This is a genomic window from Pediococcus sp. (genome assembly GCF_003533255.1).
GTDB lineage: Bacteria > Bacillota > Bacilli > Lactobacillales > Lactobacillaceae > Pediococcus > Pediococcus parvulus.
This window is the reverse complement of the sequence record NZ_DOEM01000001.1, coordinates 184,425-200,458: the sequence shown is the minus strand read 5'-3', so window position 1 is coordinate 200,458 and position 16,034 is coordinate 184,425. Positions and strand designations below refer to the sequence as shown.

Below are 16,034 nucleotides of genomic sequence, written 5' to 3'. Positions count from 1 at the left end.
TTGGAACTTATTTAGATGAAGAACTTGAACTTGATAGATAATCTGAAAGTACATTCTTCAAATCGCTATCTTTGATTGAAACATTACCCTTTTTGAGAACCTTAGCAACAACAGCTTTTAACTTAGAGCTACTGCTCATATCAGCAGTCCAGATACGTTCTTTAAGTGCCTTAGTATGATCACTCATCTTACCTTTAGAAGGATAGTCGAGCATCTTGATTACTTGGTAACCATAAGTTGTCTTAACAGGAGTAGTGGTGTATTCGCCTTCTTTAAGAGCAAATGCAGCTTTAGTAAAGCTGGAATCTAAAGAAGTATTAGTATCGTCAAATGCTGAAAGTTTTCCGCCTTTGTTCTTAGTAGAACTGTCGGTAGAATATTGTTTGGCTAGCTTAGTAAAGCTTTCGCCCTTTTTAAGCTTTTTGATAACTGTTTCTGCAGTTGATTTCTTTGAAACAAGGATTTGTGCGACCGTAACTTTTGGTTCATAGGTCTTCCATTCTTTCTTAAGATCAGCATTAGTGATTGTAGCATTATCTTTTACGGCTTCCTTCAAAAGTAAATTAGAACGAATTTCTTGTCTAAAACTTGAAGCTGTCATTCCGTTTTGTGTCAAAACACTCTTGAATGAGGTACCGTATTCTGTCTTATAAGCATTGTATTGCTTAGTAACAGTTTTCTTAGAAACTTTGCTACCATAGTCCTTTTCGAGAACTTTATTCAAGATCATTTGTTGAAGCACTTGTTTACCACTTGAAGTTGACTTCAAGCTACTATAATAAGCACTTTCGGTGATCTTACCACCCTTTGTTGTTGCAACTGTTTTACTACATGCAGCTAAACTCACTGCCATAAAAACGCTGGCTAATGCAATTAACCATTTCTTCATCCATAAACACATCCTAACTAAATTGTTTGAAAAACTTCAATTCCCATCATAACATACAAACCGTTTGTTTTATAAGCCTACATGAATCTTTAATAAAAATTCAAACTATATTCATGAATCATTATTTTGTTGGTTTATCAGAACCAATAGAATCTAGTTGTTTATTAATATCTTGAGTCAGCTTTTCAATTCTTTCTAATCGGGGCTGTAATTTATATTGAAAGTGGTCAACATCTTTTTGAATGGCATTTAAAGTGGGTTGACTGTCGGCAACAGCTTGCTGTAATTTTTGAGTGCTGTCCTTTAATTTGGTGACTGCTTGGCCGAAATGATGGATACTTTCAATGGTTTCTGTAAAACTTTGCTTAATACTAGTTAAAAAATCGGGGTGGGACAGAACATATTTACCACCACGATATCCTAGCAGGGACAAAACGGTGAGCTTGAGTAAACGGTGGTTCTTTTTTTTGGCCATTTTTAAGCCTCCAGTTCAGATTTTATTTTTGTTTGAATAGCAACAAGTTGTTCTTTCGAGTAGGAATCTGTGTTGTCACCGAAGATCATTTTGAAATCATCATTTTCAGAGTAACGAGGAATAAGATGAAAATGAGAGTGAAAAACTGATTGGTAGGCGATTGACCCATTATTGTTAACAATGTTCATACCAATGATGTTGGGGTTACTAGCCTTAATAGCTTGTGCAATTAAAGGAATCTTAGCAAAAGTTTTAGAAGCTAACTCGGGATCGTATTCGAAAATGTCCTTTACGTGAGTTTTGGGGACAATGAGTGTATGACCTGGAGTTGCTTGAGAAATGTCTAGAAAGGCCTTAATGTTTTCGTCTTCGTAGATTGTATAACTAGGAATTTCACCATCAATAATTTTACAAAAAATACAAGATGCATCACGTTTGTTAGCCATATTGATTACCTCTTTTTCTTAATTGATTTCATTATACCAATATTTAGAGGTAAGCCCAAAAGAACATTGCTCATGAAACCTGTGAAAACGGGAAGATCATGATATAATCGAATCAAATCAAGTATTGAAAGAGGAAGAAACTAGAATGGTTTTAAAAATTGAGCATTTAGTCGGCGGATATTCACAAATCCCTGTTTTAAAAGACATTAATTTTGAGGTCCACGAGGGTGAACTAGTTGGATTGATCGGGTTAAATGGAGCCGGAAAATCAACAACTATAAATCACATCATTGGGTTGTTGACGCCACAGAAGGGTAGAATCACGATTGATGGGAAAACAGTTTATCAAGATAGTGATGCCTATAAAAAACAAATTGCTTATATTCCCGAATTACCCGTTTTATACCCAGAATTGACTTTAAAAGAACATATCAACCTTACGATTATGGCATATCGTTTAGATGCAGCTCGAGCTTGGCAACGGGCAACCGAATTGCTTAAGACATTCCGGCTTGCTAACAAATTGGATTGGTTTCCTGATAATTTTTCCAAAGGAATGAAACAAAAAGTGATGATTGTTTGTGCATTTTTGACAGATGCCAAACTCTACATTATTGACGAGCCTTTTTTAGGACTTGATCCATTAGCAACCGATGATTTATTGAAATTAATTAATGATAGAAAATCGCATGGTGCAGCTGTGTTGATGTCCACCCATGTTTTGGATACGGCAGAGAAATACTGTGATCGATTTATCTTGCTTCATAGCGGTAAAATTCAAACTCAAGGTGATTTGGCTTCCTTAAGAAAACAGAATCCAACTTTAGGACAATCTTTGACAGATATCTATCTTGGATTGGCAAGAGAGGGTGAATCACATGACTGATCTTTGGAAGAAAAGACAACGTGCTCACTTTCTGGAGATGCTGAAATATTTACGATACGTTTTAAATGATCATTTTGTGATTGCTTTGATGTTTTTGGTAGGTGGTCTTGGATATGGATATTCCAATTTCTTGAAAGGTTTTAAAACAACAAGTTGGTGGGCAGGACCGGTTACCATTTTATGTTTAGTGGTAATTCTGCAAATAGGCAATTTAGCGACCTTATTAAAAAAAGCTGACCCGGTTTTTTTGCTTCCTAGAGAACATGACATGCATGCTTACCTAAAACAAGCCCGTGTGCATAGTGCAATTTTTAGTGCCTGTGTTGAAATTGTTGGAATAGCAGTTTTATTTCCATTTATGGCTATTGCGTTTCATCTTTCCGGCTGGCAAATTTTGGGCTTTGGGATTACCGTGGTTATTCTAAAATTTGGTCAACTTTCTATGGCATTAAATCAGTTATATCAAAATCAAGTTTTTTTGTGGTGGCAACGCCTAGTAATGGACTGGATTTTACCCATATTATGGATGATCATGGGCATTTATTTGAACGTTTGGATTGCTATTGGTTTGTCAATTGTACAGAGCCTGATTGAAGTACTTAGAGAAAACAGTCAGTGGCAACAAAGATCGTTAAGCTGGAATTTAGCCGTTAACGTTGAAGAGCAGCGAATGTTAAGGATTTATCGTTTCTTTAACTTGTTTACAGATGTACCGAATGTCCACGGAACGGTTCATCGGCGTAAATATTTAGACCGGCTGCTCACTATGGTCGATCGTCATTCAAAAAATCCATATGTTTATTTGTTTTCCCGCGCACTCATGCGGAGTACGATTTATAGTGGCTTATATTTTCGTTTGACTATTTTGGGAATGGTGCTATTGATTTTTGTGCCAAATATGTATTTGTCGCTGTTTTTGCAAATCCTGTTTATCTATTTAATCAGTTTTCAATTGTTACCTTTGTTAGTCAATTATAATGAAAATGTCTTCACACATTTATATCCCATTAAGAATGCAATCAAAAATGCAGGTTTTAATTGGTTAGTCAGTCGTTTGCTGATGGGGACAGTTATTTTATTTGCGTTGGTTGTCGGCATCGCAAATACTTCTATAGTGCAAGCCGGCTTGAGTTTTGTACTAGGAGTAATTGAAGTTTGGCTCTTAGTTAAGCTTTATTTTCCTAGTCGAATTAAGAAAATGAATTCTTGACGCGTGTGGGGACAATCTATAGAATTAATTGATGACGGAATTTTGAAGAGAAACTTGAGGAAAAATAATGAGAGTTAGAAATAAACCATGGGCTGAACCACTGATTGCGGCTCACCCTGAAGTGATAAGTACCAATCCTATTGAATTTAAGGGAAATTGGCAGGCTCGATTTAAAAAGCCACAACCAATTCGGATTGAAATCGGCATGGGGAAGGGCCATTTTATTGTCGAAATGGCTTTAAAATATCCGGAAATTAATTTTATTGGTATTGAAATTCAACGTTCAGTGGCAGCAATTGCCTTGAAAAAAGCCTTGGCCAATGGCTTACCAAACCTACAATTGGTTTTAGCTGATGGGGCCGATTTGAATGAATATTTTGAGGATGGTGAAATTGACCGTATTTATTTGAATTTTTCTGATCCTTGGCCAAAAACAAGGCACGAAAAAAGACGACTGACTTACAAAACCTTCTTGCAAGTTTATCGCACAATTTTGGTGGAACATGGAGCTATTGAGTTAAAAACTGATAATCAGGGCTTATTCGAATATTCCCTTTTAAGTATGAATAATTTTGGCCTGGTATTTGACGGTGTTTATTTAGATTTGCATCATAGTGATGAAGCACTGGAGAACGTTGAAACCGAGTATGAACACAAATTTAGTGAAAAAGGACAGCGCATTTACAAACTAAAAAGTCATTTTTAGAGACGATAAATATCAATAATTGTGCCTGTTTTTGCGTCTGCTAAAAACTCGTATTGAATTAGGTCCCCGTCTTCATAGCGAGTAATCCCGCCATAATAGACGTTTGTTTTGATTGCAAATTTTTGCAAGGGTGCTTGTTTCATTTCTATCCAGGAACCTTCAATCGGACCTTCTTTTAAGAAAGCCTTGCGAACAGTTTCCAAAATAGCGTTGGCGGAAACCCGTTTTTTATGAAATAAAAACCAGCTTGCCAAGGCGCCAGTTGTTAAACCAATTGAGCCGATTGCAACTTGTGTAATGACGGTTTCTTTTTTGGACATTGTGAGTCACTCCTCTTTTAGTTCCTATTTATAGTTATAGTATACCAAGATCGTTTAAAATAATATATCAGAATGAGTTAAAACAGAAAGGAAACGCTATGTTAATCAGTAGTTATAATCCCACAGAGTTAGGCGACGTCTTAGTTTGCATTTTAAATCCAGATACAGAAACGCAATCGGTTGCCACAAAAGAAAATGTCACCCGGATTTATGATCCCAAAACCAATAACACTTTAGGTTTTAATTTTAAAGCAATCTCTGAGCTATTAGGTAATTTAAAGACCCGGGGTCAAGTTTTTCTAACAGTTGCACAAGTTGAAAAATTAAATGCGTATTTAAAGTCAGTTGGTTTTGATCCAGAGTTAAAAGCAGATACTAAAAGCAAATTTATAGTTGGGTTTGTTGAAACGGCTGAGCCACATCCAGATTCAGATCACTTGCTGGTTACCCAAACTCTTGTTGACCATGATGAAAAGGTTCAGATCGTAAGTGGGTCTCCTAATATGAAATCCCAAATTAAAGTTGTCGTAGCTAAAGTGGGGGCAATGATGCCGGACGGATTAATTATTTGGCCTGGTAGTCTCCGTGGGGTTGATAGTTTTGGCATGATTTGTTCTGGTAGAGAATTACATCTGCCAAACGCTCCTCAAAAGAAGGGCGCATTAATTTTACCCGATAATGGTGAATTTAAAGTTGGGGCGCCGTTTGATTTTTCACAGGGTGCCAAGTTGTTTAAGACTAAATAAAGTTGGGTGAACGAAATTATGAGGCATTATGATGGTCCTGCTTTTTTTCGAAAAGATCAGGATTCGCTAAATAAACAAGTGAATAAGAAACACGAAAAACGAAGGAAACCATTAATTGAAAAGCGTTCAAAAACGAATATTCCCTTTTTAAATAATCAGGATGCTAGATCGGCGGTTAATTTAGAGCAGCCAAAAGCCATAGATAAACGCACAATTTTGCGTTCTGCGGCAATGGCAAATGATCGATCGGAAGATCAAAGTGAAGCTGTGAAGGCAGCACCAACGGTTCAACCTGATTCGGCCCCTGAGACGAATTATTCGCCAGCTAGTGAAGAACCTTCGATAAGTGAAGATCACGGTTCATTGGCGGAAATTAAGATGTCCATGAGTTCAAGTGTGGCACCAGTCCAGATGGCGCATTCACAAATTGATAATGAAGCAGACCCGGCATTTTCCAGTGAGCGTCAGTTTGAATCACGTCAGATGACACCACAAAAGCCGACAACCACAGCACTTGGACCTTCAGAAAATTCAACGGCGATGGGATATCAATTTCCGTCAGTTGACTTGTTGAAACCTCCTGTTAAACTGGATGCAGACTCCCAATCAGAGTGGTTAAAGGATCAGGTGCAAAGTTTGGACAGCGCTTTAAACGCTTTTGGGGTAGATGCGAAGGTTGTGGATTGGACGGTCGGGCCAACTGTCACCCAGTTTCAGATTGAACTGGGACGGGGAGTAAAAGTTAATAAGATTACCAACCTAACGGACGATTTGAAATTACAGTTAGCAGCTAAAGACATCCGAATTGAGGCCCCAATACCAGGTAAAAGTACCGTTGGTATTGAGGTACCAAATTTTAAATCGCGACCAGTTATGTTGTCAGAAGTATTAAACTCAGCTGCCTTTAAGGAAAGTCAGTCACCGTTAACAATTGCCTTAGGGGTGGACTTGTTTGGTCAACCACGCGTTTATGACTTGAGAAAAATGCCGCACGGCTTAATTGCGGGGGCAACTGGTTCAGGTAAAAGTGTGTTTATCAACAGTTTATTGATTTCAATTCTTTATAAGGCGACGCCACGGCAAGTACGGTTACTCTTGATTGATCCCAAAACAGTTGAATTGGCACCATATAATGAATTGCCGCATTTGCTTGCTCCTGTCATTTCGGATCCTAAGTCGGCGTCAGCAGCTTTAAAATGGGTCACCAACGAAATGGATGAGCGCTATGAAAAGTTAGCAGCCGCTGGAGTGCGTAATATTGAACAATTCAATAAGAAAGCTGAAACATCAGGTCATGCTGCAGATTATTTGCCTTACATCGTAGTTGTCATTGATGAATTAGCTGATTTGATGATGGTCGCTTCCTCTGAAGTTCAAGATTATATTGTCCGGATTACCCAAAAGGCTAGAGCAGCAGGAATTCATTTAATCATCGCGACGCAACGACCTAGTGTGGACGTGGTCACCGGGTTGATTAAGAATAATATCCCAACGCGAGTGGCATTCATGGTTTCTAGCCAAATTGATTCGCGCACAATTTTGGATCATAGTGGGGCAGAACGGTTGTTGGGCCGTGGAGATATGTTATTTCTGGGTAATGGGGCAAGTACGCCGATTCGGCTGCAGGGATCTTATGTCGATGGCGAAATTGATGAAATTACTGAGTTTATTCGTTCTGAATCGCAACCCCATTATGAATTCGATCCAGATTTATTGAAAAAGCAGGTTGAACAAATTGATGAACAAGATGAGTTACTACCAGACGTTTTAGAGTATCTGGCTGATGAGGATACCATCTCCACATCCAAGTTGCAGCGGGTCTTTTCGATTGGTTATAATCACGCGGCAACCATTATTGACCAACTTGAAAGTCAGAATTACGTTTCGGAAGCTCGCGGGTCAAAACCACGTGAAGTTTATTTTACTCAAACAGATTTGAAAAAGATTCATGATGAACAGCCCTGATTTCGATAAAAAACGGGTTTTTATTGTGGTAAACTGTTAATAAAACTGATAAAGAGGAAGAGAAAAATTGGATAACAAGACGACATATTACTTTATAGGTATTAAAGGTTCGGGAATGAGCTCGCTAGCGTTAATTCTTCATGATGAAGGGTATACAGTAAAAGGGTCTGACATCGAAAAATATACTTTTACACAGCGCGGATTAGAGCAGGCCGGCATTGAGGTTCTTCCTTTTGATGAAGCTAATATTAAAGAAGGATTGACGGTCATTGCAGGTAATGCATTTACAGATGATCATCCTGAGATTAAAAAAGCAAGAGCAATGGGATTGTCCGTCACTCGATATCATGACTTCTTAGGAAAAATGCTGTCTGGATATACCAGTATCGGTGTTGCTGGTGCGCATGGCAAAACAAGTACGACAGGCTTACTTTCTCATGTGCTAAGCGGTGTGGCCCCAACCAGTTACTTGATTGGGGATGGAACTGGTAAGGGAACTCCGAATGCCCGCTTCTTTGTTTTTGAAGCTGACGAGTATCGGCGGCACTTTATGGCCTACCATTCAGATTATATGATCATGACCAACATTGATTTTGATCATCCAGATTACTATACCGGTATTGAAGATGTTTATCATGCTTTCCAAGACGTTTCTCAACAAGTCAAAAAAGGAATTTTTGCATGGGGTGACGATGTCAATTTACGTCGCTTAAAGGCTGATGTCCCAATTTATTATTACGGGACTGGCAAGAATGATGATTTCCAAGCTCGTGATATTAAACGGACAACGCTGGGTTCTGAGTTTGACGTTTATCATGAAGATGAATTTTTAGGTCATTATCAAATTCATTTATATGGCGAACATAACGTGTTAAACAGTTTAGCTGTCATTGCAGTGGCTTACTTTGAAAAAGTGGATTTAAACGAAATTAAAGATGAATTACTAGATTTTAAGGGTGTTAAACGGCGCTTCTCTGAGAAAAAAGTGGCTGATATGACAATTATTGACGATTATGCCCATCATCCATCGGAAATTAAAGCAACACTTGATGCTGCCCGACAAAAATATCCTGAAAAAGAAATTATCGCCGTTTTCCAGCCACATACTTTTAGTCGGACAATTGCTTTGTTGGACGATTTTGCCAAAAGCTTGAATTTAGCTGACAAAGTTTATTTGACCGACATCTTTAGTTCCGTTCGTGAAAAGAATGGTAAAGTCTCATCAGCAGATTTGGGTGCCAAAATTAATAAAGGCGGCGAGATTCTAAAGGTCGATAATATGTCGCCACTTTTAGATTATCATGATGCGGTAGTTGTATTCATGGGTGCTGGGGATGTACAACGCTATGAAAAGGCTTATGAGGAACTCCTTAGCAATTTAAGTTTTAAAAATAATTAAATAATTTGACTAATTCTGACCTTTTTCCTTGATTGAAATTTTTAATCTGATAGAATGTATTCAAAATGAAAGAAAGAGGGAGTTTGGTATGCAAGAACCACGAAATCTTGTTAACACTGAAGTAGGTCTCAGTACCTTTATGACAAGAATGTATGGATTTATGGGATATGCCGTTGCGCTTTCAGCACTTATTTCCTATCTGAGTGGCGTTGTGTTTAGAGCACAGATGATGCCAATCCTTTCAGGACATCCGTTTATTTTCATAATCGTCTTAATTGGGCTATTGGTTTTCAGTGGCACGGCAAGTAGAAAAGCTCTTCAAAATGCTAAGACTGGCTTTTTGATGTTAACGTTGTTTGCTTTATTCTTTGGGTTAGAATTTTCGGTTATCTTTTTAACCTTTAATTTACCCACCATTGCTTCGGCGTTTATTGCGGCCGCAATTACTTTTGTTTCCATGTCGGTAATTGGCGCAACTACACACAAAGACATGACACGAATTGGCAATCAATTGTTTGCCGCATTTATTGCGTTGTTTGTCGTGATGATTATAAACATCTTCTTACGAAGTGCAGTGATTGATTATCTTTTTTCGTTTATTGGCGTGATCATCTTTGCCGGGCTATCAATGACGGACACTAACAAAATGAAGGCTATTTATTTACAATATGGGGATCGGGTTTCCATGAATGGATTAGCTACTCAAGGTGCCTTGCAGCTTTATGTAGACTTTTTGAACCTATTCCAATTCTTATTACAAATCTTTGGTGGATTTGGTAGTCGTGATTAACAGTTTTTAGAAAAAGCAACTAACTTGTGAGTTATTACAGGTTGGTTGTTTTTTTTAGAAAATTTTTAAAACGGCTGGAATCAATCTAAATTAAAGAAACGATTCGTAACAATAAGTGTCTGGAATTTGTTAAAATAAAGCTATGAATATAAAAGGAGAATAAAATGGCCAATAAAAAATTACTTTTGATTGATGGAAACAGTGTGGCCTTTCGTGCGTTTTTTGCGCTCCATAATGCTTTAAGCAAGTTCACAAATCAGGATGGGCTCCATACTAATGCGATTTATGGATTCAATAAAATGTTGGATCATATTTTAGAAATTGTCCAGCCAACCGATGCGTTGGTTGCATTCGATGCAGGCAAAACAACCTTTAGAACTGAAATGTATGACAATTACAAGGGTGGTCGGTCAAAGACACCACCAGAGCTTTCTGAACAGATGCCTTATTTGCGTGAACTGTTAAAAGGATATGGCATTAAAACATATGAGTTGGCTAATTATGAAGCTGATGATATTATTGGGACCCTTTCAAAGCAAGCAGAAGATGCCGGCTATCAAGTAACTGTGGTCACTGGTGATCGAGACTTAACGCAACTATCAAGTGAAAAGACCACGGTTTCGGTTACAATTAAAGGGGTTAGTGAAGTTGAGCATTACACCCCCGAGCATGTTCAAGAAAAGTTAGGCTTGAAACCAGCTCAAATTATTGATATGAAGGGCCTTGCTGGCGACACTTCGGATAATTACCCTGGTGTCACTAAAGTGGGCGAAAAAACAGCAATAAAACTGCTTCAACAATACGACTCGGTTGAGGGTGTTTATGAACATGTTGATGAGATGAAAACTTCCAAACTTAAGGAGCATTTGATTGAGGATCATGATAATGCTTTTCTCAGTAAAAAACTCGCAACAATTAACCGGCAGGCGCCAATTAAAGTGACTTTGGCAGACTTGAAATATACTGGGAAGAATACGGCTAATTTAGTTGATTTTTATGAACGCATGAATTTTCAATCATTTTTAAAACAAATGCGATCTACAGAAGGATTTGAGGATTCGCAAACTCTTCAAGATATATCATACGTTGAATTGACAAAAGAAAATTTGACTGAAGTGGCCAAGTTACAGGGTGAAATTTCGTTTTACTTAGAATTGCCTGATAAGAATTATCATACTTCAGCATTTGCCGGTTTTGGCATTGGGTGTGATGAAAAATGGTACGTTACGCGTAATGTTGACTTGTTATCAGAGCCGGTGATTAAAGACATTTTTACAAATTCCGATAAACAACTCAACGTTTTCGATCTCAAACGGACTTATGTTGGCTTGAATCGTTTGGGAATTTTATTTACAAATGGTAAAAATGATATTTTGCTGCAATCCTATCTTTTGGATACCAACGATAATTCCAATGATTTGGGTGCATTAGCGCACCGCCATGGCTACCAAGACATTCAAACTGATGAAGAAGTATATGGAACGGGAGTCAAACGGGGTATTCCTGAAGATGATACTGTCTTTTTTAAACATTTGGCAACTAAATTGCGGGCAATTCAAAAATTAGTACCCCAATTGCAAACAGAACTTAAGCAAAATGAACAAAGTGAGTTGTATACCACTATTGAATTACCATTAGCTTTAGTTCTTGCTAAGATGGAAATTGCGGGGATCAAGGTTGATACTGGCCGTTTAGAACAGATGCAAAGTGAATTTACGGAACGCTTGAGTGAAATTGAACAGACCATTTACAATGAAGCTGGCGAAAAGTTTAATATTAAGTCCACCAAGCAATTAGGCACCATTTTATTTGATAAACTCGGGTTACCAAGTTCTAAAAAAACAAAAACCGGCTATTCAACTGCCGTGAGTGTTCTGGAAGGCTTACGTGGACAAGCTCCGATCATTGACAACATTTTAGCTTATCGACAAATTTCAAAAATTCAATCCACTTATGTGAAGGGGTTATTGAAAGTTGTCCATTCTACTGATCAAAAGGTGCACACAACCTATTTACAGACATTGACGCAGACAGGACGGCTTTCTTCAGTTGATCCTAATTTACAAAACATTCCGATTCGGTTAGAAGAAGGACGCAAGATTCGGCAGGCATTTGTACCTAGCCAGGCAGATTCACAAATCTTTTCGTCTGATTATTCTCAAATTGAACTCCGTGTTTTGGCTCATATTACAGGAGATAAGAATCTCCAAGCGGCGTTTCAAAACGATGAAGACATTCATGCAAGTACGGCTGTCCGAATCTTCGGATTGAAGGATGCTTCAGAAGTAACTCCTAATATTCGGCGCCAGGCCAAAGCGGTGAACTTCGGAATTGTTTATGGAATTAGTGACTATGGATTGTCACAAAATATTGGTATTTCACGAAAACAAGCCAAGACATTCATTGATACGTATTTTCAAGAATTTCCTGGTGTCAAAAATTATATTGAAACGATTGTACAAAGTGCAAAAGAAAAAGGTTACGTTGAAACCATTGCACATCGTCGGCGTTATTTGCCTGACATTAATTCCAGCAATCATAATCAACGTTCATTTGCAGAACGAACCGCAATGAACACCCCCATCCAGGGAAGTGCGGCTGATATTATTAAAATTGCCATGATTAGAATGCAAAAAGAGTTAGAAGCACGGAAACTTAAGACAAAGATGCTGTTACAGGTCCATGATGAATTGATTTTTGATGTTCCTAATGATGAGTTAGAAGAAATTAAGAAATTAGTTCCTAGTGTGATGGACTCCGCAATTAAACTTGATGTTCCGCTGAAAGTTGAAAGTGCTTATGGCAAAAGTTGGTATACTGCTAAAAAGTAAAAGTTAGAAGGATTGCTATGCCTGAATTACCGGAAGTTGAAACAGTGAGACGTGGGTTAACTGCGCTTGTAGTTGATAAAAAAATAAACAAAATTGATATTTATTATCCAAAAATGGTTCTGCCAAATGAAAAAGAATTTGTTAAAGCATTGACGGGGAAAACAATTGTAGAAATTCAGCGGCGTGGAAAATACTTGATTTTTCATTTTGACCAAGGTATTTCAATGGTTTCACATCTACGCATGGAGGGGAAATACTCGGTTCAAGCGCATGAAATGCCTCTCAACAAACATGATCATGTGGTTTTTGAGTTTACTGATGGGACGGAATTACGGTACAACGATACAAGAAAATTTGGTCGAATGGTGGTAGTGCCTACTGGCGAAGAATATTCGGTTGCTGGACTTAAAACGATTGGTCCCGAACCGACGCCGGAAACGTTGAGCATTGATTATTTAACAACCACAATGAGAAAGCATCACAAGGCAATTAAAGCATTTTTACTTGATCAAAATATGATTGCCGGGTTAGGAAATATTTACTGTGATGAGGTTTTGTGGTTGGCCAAAATTCACCCTTTACAACCGACTAATACAGTACCGGTTGGCAAAATTGTGACTCTTAGGCAAAAAATCTTTGATGAACTGGACTTAGCCATTAAAGCAAAGGGAACAACCGTTTTTTCATATTTGGATGCTAGTGGTCATGCAGGAAGCTTTCAAAATCAACTCCATGTTTATCAACGTACTGGGGAACCTTGTGAACGTTGCGGAACGCTAATTGAACGAATTAAGGTTTCTCAACGTGGTACCCATTTTTGTCCGTTTTGTCAAAAATTGATTGAAGTTGATAACTAATGGCAATTGTATTAGGTCTGACTGGTAGCATTGCTACAGGTAAATCCACCGTCAGCCAGTATTTGAAAGAATTAGGTTTCCCGGTCATTGATGCAGATATAGTTGCGCGCAAGATTGTGGCACCGGGGCAGCCAGTAACACAAAGATTGCGACAAACTTTTGGAAATCAAATTTTTGAAGGCGATGTCCTCAATCGAAAGAAACTTGGAAATCTAGTTTTTTCTGATTCTGAAGCTCTGAAAAAACTAAATGAGCTTATGCAACCAGCAATCAGAGTTGAAATTGAATTTCAAATTCGAACGCTCAAAAAAGGCTCCGACAACCTAATTGTTTTAGATGCTCCGTTACTTTTAGAGCAAGGGTACCAATCATTAGTTGATCAAATCATGGTTGTCACCAGTTCGTCAGCTGTTCAGTTGGAGCGGTTGAAACAACGGGATGGTCTTTCAGATAAAGAAGCTCGGCAAAGAGTTTTGAGTCAATGGTCACAAAAAAAGAAGATTGAAATGGCTGATATTGTGATTGACAACGGTCGGTCTATTGAAGAAACCCACCGTCAAGTGTTAAAATGGCTTGACAATAGGAAGTTACGTTAGTAAGTGGAGGTAAAAGGCCCATGAGATGTCCACACTGTCACCATAATGGTTCACGTGTCGTTGATAGCCGTCCTACTGATGATGGACGAGTTATTCGGCGTCGAAGAGAATGTGAAGCATGCGGATTTAGATTTACAACATTTGAACGAATTGAAGCTTCACCGTTATTGGTGATTAAGAAAAATGGTACCCGAGAAGAATTTAATCGAGAGAAGATTCTTCGTGGGCTTATTCGTGCGGCTGAGAAACGACCAGTCGGTGCGGATGAAATGTCGAAAATTGTTGATGAGGTTGAAAATAAAGTTCGTGGTTTAGGCGAAAATGAAGTTTCTAGTCAAATCATTGGTGAGTATGTGATGAATATACTTGCTAAAGTAGATGAAATTGCCTATATCCGGTTTGCGAGCGTTTATCGACAATTTAAAGATATGAATGTGTTTATGAAAGAACTTAAAGATATGATGGCACAGGACAAGAAAGTGAAGAAACCAACCACGCATAAAGATAAAGATGATGGTGGCGAGGCGTAATGAATGAGGGATGGGCAAATTTAAGTCCTAAGGATGGCTTTTTAGTTACCCAGCAGGCGTATTTGAGTAATTTTGATCAAAAAGTGCTCACTTATTTATATCAACCAATTATTGGTGCCAAGGCGTTTAGTCTGTTTTTAACTCTCTGGACTGAAATGAATCCAGTTGGAATGCGTTCAGAAAGAAAGTCTCATTTGGAATTATTAGACATTCTGAACTGTGATTTGCCAGAGTTCTATACAAGTCGGCAAAAGCTTGAAGGAATTGGTTTATTGAAGTCCTATGAGGGTGAAGACTCGCTTGGACACTTTTTTGTATACCAACTTGGAAAACCGGTTTTGCCGGATAGTTTTTTCAAAGATGATTTATTAAGTAGCCTACTGCTAGAAGCAGTGGGAGAACGTCGCTTTTCTGAATTGGCTGATCACTTTAAGTTAATTCAAACGAATGTCAAAGACTTAAAGAATGTTTCAACCGATTTTTTAACCGCGTTTCATATTTCTGAACAAGCACTTAAGGAACCAAACTCTTTGATTCGTGAAACACAAGCTGAATTTAAGAAGGCGGGCCAAGATAGTAAGCCAGCACAAATAAATTTGGGCAATCCAAATTTTGATTTTAGCTTATTAAAAGAGTTACTCAGCAAGGGATTTACCAAGTGGGACTCTGTAGATGAGGCGCAGAAACTAATTTTAAGTGAGCATCTTTTGTATGGACTTGATGAAGTGGAAATGGCGCGTCAAATCGGACAAGCAACTGATTTGGTAACGGCTGAATTAAATACCAAAAAATTGCAACAACAGATTGCCAAAAATTTTACTGCCCATCAGGGTCAAAATCAAAAATATGTCGATACTCCAGGGCCATCGGAAAAAGCAAAAGCTAATAATAACACCGGTTTAACTAAGGAAGATCAAGAACTTATCAAGGCCGCCAAAGCCTATGCACCGGCCACTTATTTGGAAAATTTGAAACGCTCGATTCACGGGGGCTATGTCACGTATAGTGAACGTCAATTATTGAAAAACTTAATTGATCGTAATCTGTTTCCGATTAGTGTGATCAATATTTTGATCTCATACATTGTTATTGATCGAGAAATTACCACATTACCAAATAAATTGGTAGATACGATGGCCAATAACTGGAGTCGGGCACATGTGACTACACCTGAAGGAGCAATTCTACAAATTAAGAATTTTGCCAGTGCTAAGGCCACAACCAGAAAACAAGTTACTCAATCAAGAAGGGTTGTGGCTAAAGAAACGCTTCCTGACTGGGCCAAAAGTGACAATACATCAACTACTACTAAGGTTAATAAGGATGATCAAGCGCGGCTTAATAAGCGTTTAAATGAGCTTCGCAAGCAGCATAAGGAGGATAAGTAG

The 16,034-nt window shown here is 38.2% G+C and carries 16 protein-coding genes; 12 read left to right on the top strand and 4 right to left on the bottom strand.

Translation table 11 applies throughout. The annotated features are described in order from the left end of the window. Positions 1 to 7: 7 nt before the first annotated feature. The 3 genes from DD627_RS00985 to DD627_RS00975 form a co-directional block, all read right to left on the bottom strand. Positions 8 to 889, bottom strand: a complete 882-nt coding sequence (locus tag DD627_RS00985; RefSeq protein WP_057783069.1) for a peptidylprolyl isomerase PrsA — start codon at positions 887 to 889, stop codon at positions 8 to 10. Between the two features lie 121 nt (positions 890 to 1,010). After that, positions 1,011 to 1,364 carry a hypothetical protein gene (locus tag DD627_RS00980; protein ID WP_068805219.1) on the bottom strand — a complete coding sequence of 118 codons (354 nt, stop codon included), beginning with the start codon at positions 1,362 to 1,364 and terminating at the stop codon, positions 1,011 to 1,013. Between the two features lie 2 nt (positions 1,365 to 1,366). Continuing rightward, on the bottom strand, positions 1,367 to 1,810 hold the full coding sequence (locus DD627_RS00975) for an HIT family protein (RefSeq protein WP_057783073.1): 444 nt from the start codon (positions 1,808 to 1,810) through the stop codon (positions 1,367 to 1,369). Positions 1,811 to 1,955: 145 nt separating this feature from the next. Here DD627_RS00975 and DD627_RS00970 point away from each other — a divergent pair, with 145 nt between their 5' ends. The 3 genes from DD627_RS00970 (at position 1,956) to trmB (ending at position 4,612) form a co-directional block, all read left to right on the top strand. Then, positions 1,956 to 2,696, top strand: a complete 741-nt coding sequence (locus DD627_RS00970) for an ABC transporter ATP-binding protein (protein WP_068805222.1) — start codon at positions 1,956 to 1,958, stop codon at positions 2,694 to 2,696. After that, entirely contained in the window at positions 2,689 to 3,906 is a 1,218-nt protein-coding gene (locus DD627_RS00965; RefSeq protein ID WP_068805225.1) for an ABC transporter permease, read from the top strand. The genes DD627_RS00970 and DD627_RS00965 overlap by 8 nt, the downstream gene beginning before the upstream one ends. A gap of 67 nt (positions 3,907 to 3,973) precedes the next feature. Then, a complete protein-coding gene (gene trmB, locus DD627_RS00960) occupies positions 3,974 to 4,612 on the top strand; it encodes a tRNA (guanosine(46)-N7)-methyltransferase TrmB (RefSeq protein ID WP_057783078.1) in 639 nt (212 codons plus the stop codon). Here trmB and DD627_RS00955 read toward each other — a convergent pair. Further along, positions 4,609 to 4,932, bottom strand: coding sequence for a PepSY domain-containing protein (locus DD627_RS00955; RefSeq protein ID WP_057783080.1), 324 nt, complete (start codon positions 4,930 to 4,932; stop codon positions 4,609 to 4,611). The genes trmB and DD627_RS00955 overlap by 4 nt on opposite strands. A 98-nt stretch (positions 4,933 to 5,030) precedes the next feature. Here DD627_RS00955 and ytpR point away from each other — a divergent pair, with 98 nt between their 5' ends. The 9 genes from ytpR to DD627_RS00910 all read left to right on the top strand — a co-directional run bounded on the left by ytpR (position 5,031) and on the right by DD627_RS00910 (position 16,034). Then, positions 5,031 to 5,678, top strand: coding sequence for a YtpR family tRNA-binding protein (ytpR, locus tag DD627_RS00950; protein ID WP_057783083.1), 648 nt, complete (start codon positions 5,031 to 5,033; stop codon positions 5,676 to 5,678). A gap of 18 nt (positions 5,679 to 5,696) precedes the next feature. Further along, the gene (locus tag DD627_RS00945; RefSeq protein ID WP_260274358.1) at positions 5,697 to 7,643 is read left to right on the top strand and encodes a DNA translocase FtsK; all 1,947 of its coding nucleotides are present in this window, start codon (positions 5,697 to 5,699) and stop codon (positions 7,641 to 7,643) included. Positions 7,644 to 7,710: 67 nt separating this feature from the next. Further along, on the top strand, positions 7,711 to 9,042 hold the full coding sequence (murC, locus tag DD627_RS00940; RefSeq protein ID WP_260274359.1) for a UDP-N-acetylmuramate--L-alanine ligase: 1,332 nt from the start codon (positions 7,711 to 7,713) through the stop codon (positions 9,040 to 9,042). An 88-nt stretch (positions 9,043 to 9,130) separates the two neighbouring features. Next, positions 9,131 to 9,832 carry a Bax inhibitor-1/YccA family protein gene (locus DD627_RS00935; RefSeq protein ID WP_260274360.1) on the top strand — a complete coding sequence of 234 codons (702 nt, stop codon included), beginning with the start codon at positions 9,131 to 9,133 and terminating at the stop codon, positions 9,830 to 9,832. A 164-nt stretch (positions 9,833 to 9,996) separates the two neighbouring features. Continuing rightward, complete coding sequence (polA, locus tag DD627_RS00930; protein WP_068805234.1) at positions 9,997 to 12,663, top strand: DNA polymerase I; 2,667 nt, start codon at positions 9,997 to 9,999, stop codon at positions 12,661 to 12,663. A 17-nt stretch (positions 12,664 to 12,680) separates the two neighbouring features. Next, a complete protein-coding gene (gene mutM / locus DD627_RS00925; RefSeq protein WP_068805237.1) occupies positions 12,681 to 13,520 on the top strand; it encodes a bifunctional DNA-formamidopyrimidine glycosylase/DNA-(apurinic or apyrimidinic site) lyase in 840 nt (279 codons plus the stop codon). Continuing rightward, complete coding sequence (gene coaE, locus DD627_RS00920; RefSeq protein WP_068805239.1) at positions 13,520 to 14,116, top strand: dephospho-CoA kinase; 597 nt, start codon at positions 13,520 to 13,522, stop codon at positions 14,114 to 14,116. The genes mutM and coaE overlap by 1 nt, the downstream gene beginning before the upstream one ends. Positions 14,117 to 14,136: 20 nt before the next feature. Then, positions 14,137 to 14,646: a transcriptional regulator NrdR gene (nrdR, locus tag DD627_RS00915; RefSeq protein ID WP_260274361.1), complete on the top strand. Its 510-nt coding sequence runs from the start codon at positions 14,137 to 14,139 to the stop codon at positions 14,644 to 14,646. After that, complete coding sequence (locus DD627_RS00910) at positions 14,646 to 16,034, top strand: replication initiation and membrane attachment family protein (RefSeq protein WP_260274362.1); 1,389 nt, start codon at positions 14,646 to 14,648, stop codon at positions 16,032 to 16,034. Before nrdR ends, DD627_RS00910 begins: the two co-directional genes overlap by 1 nt.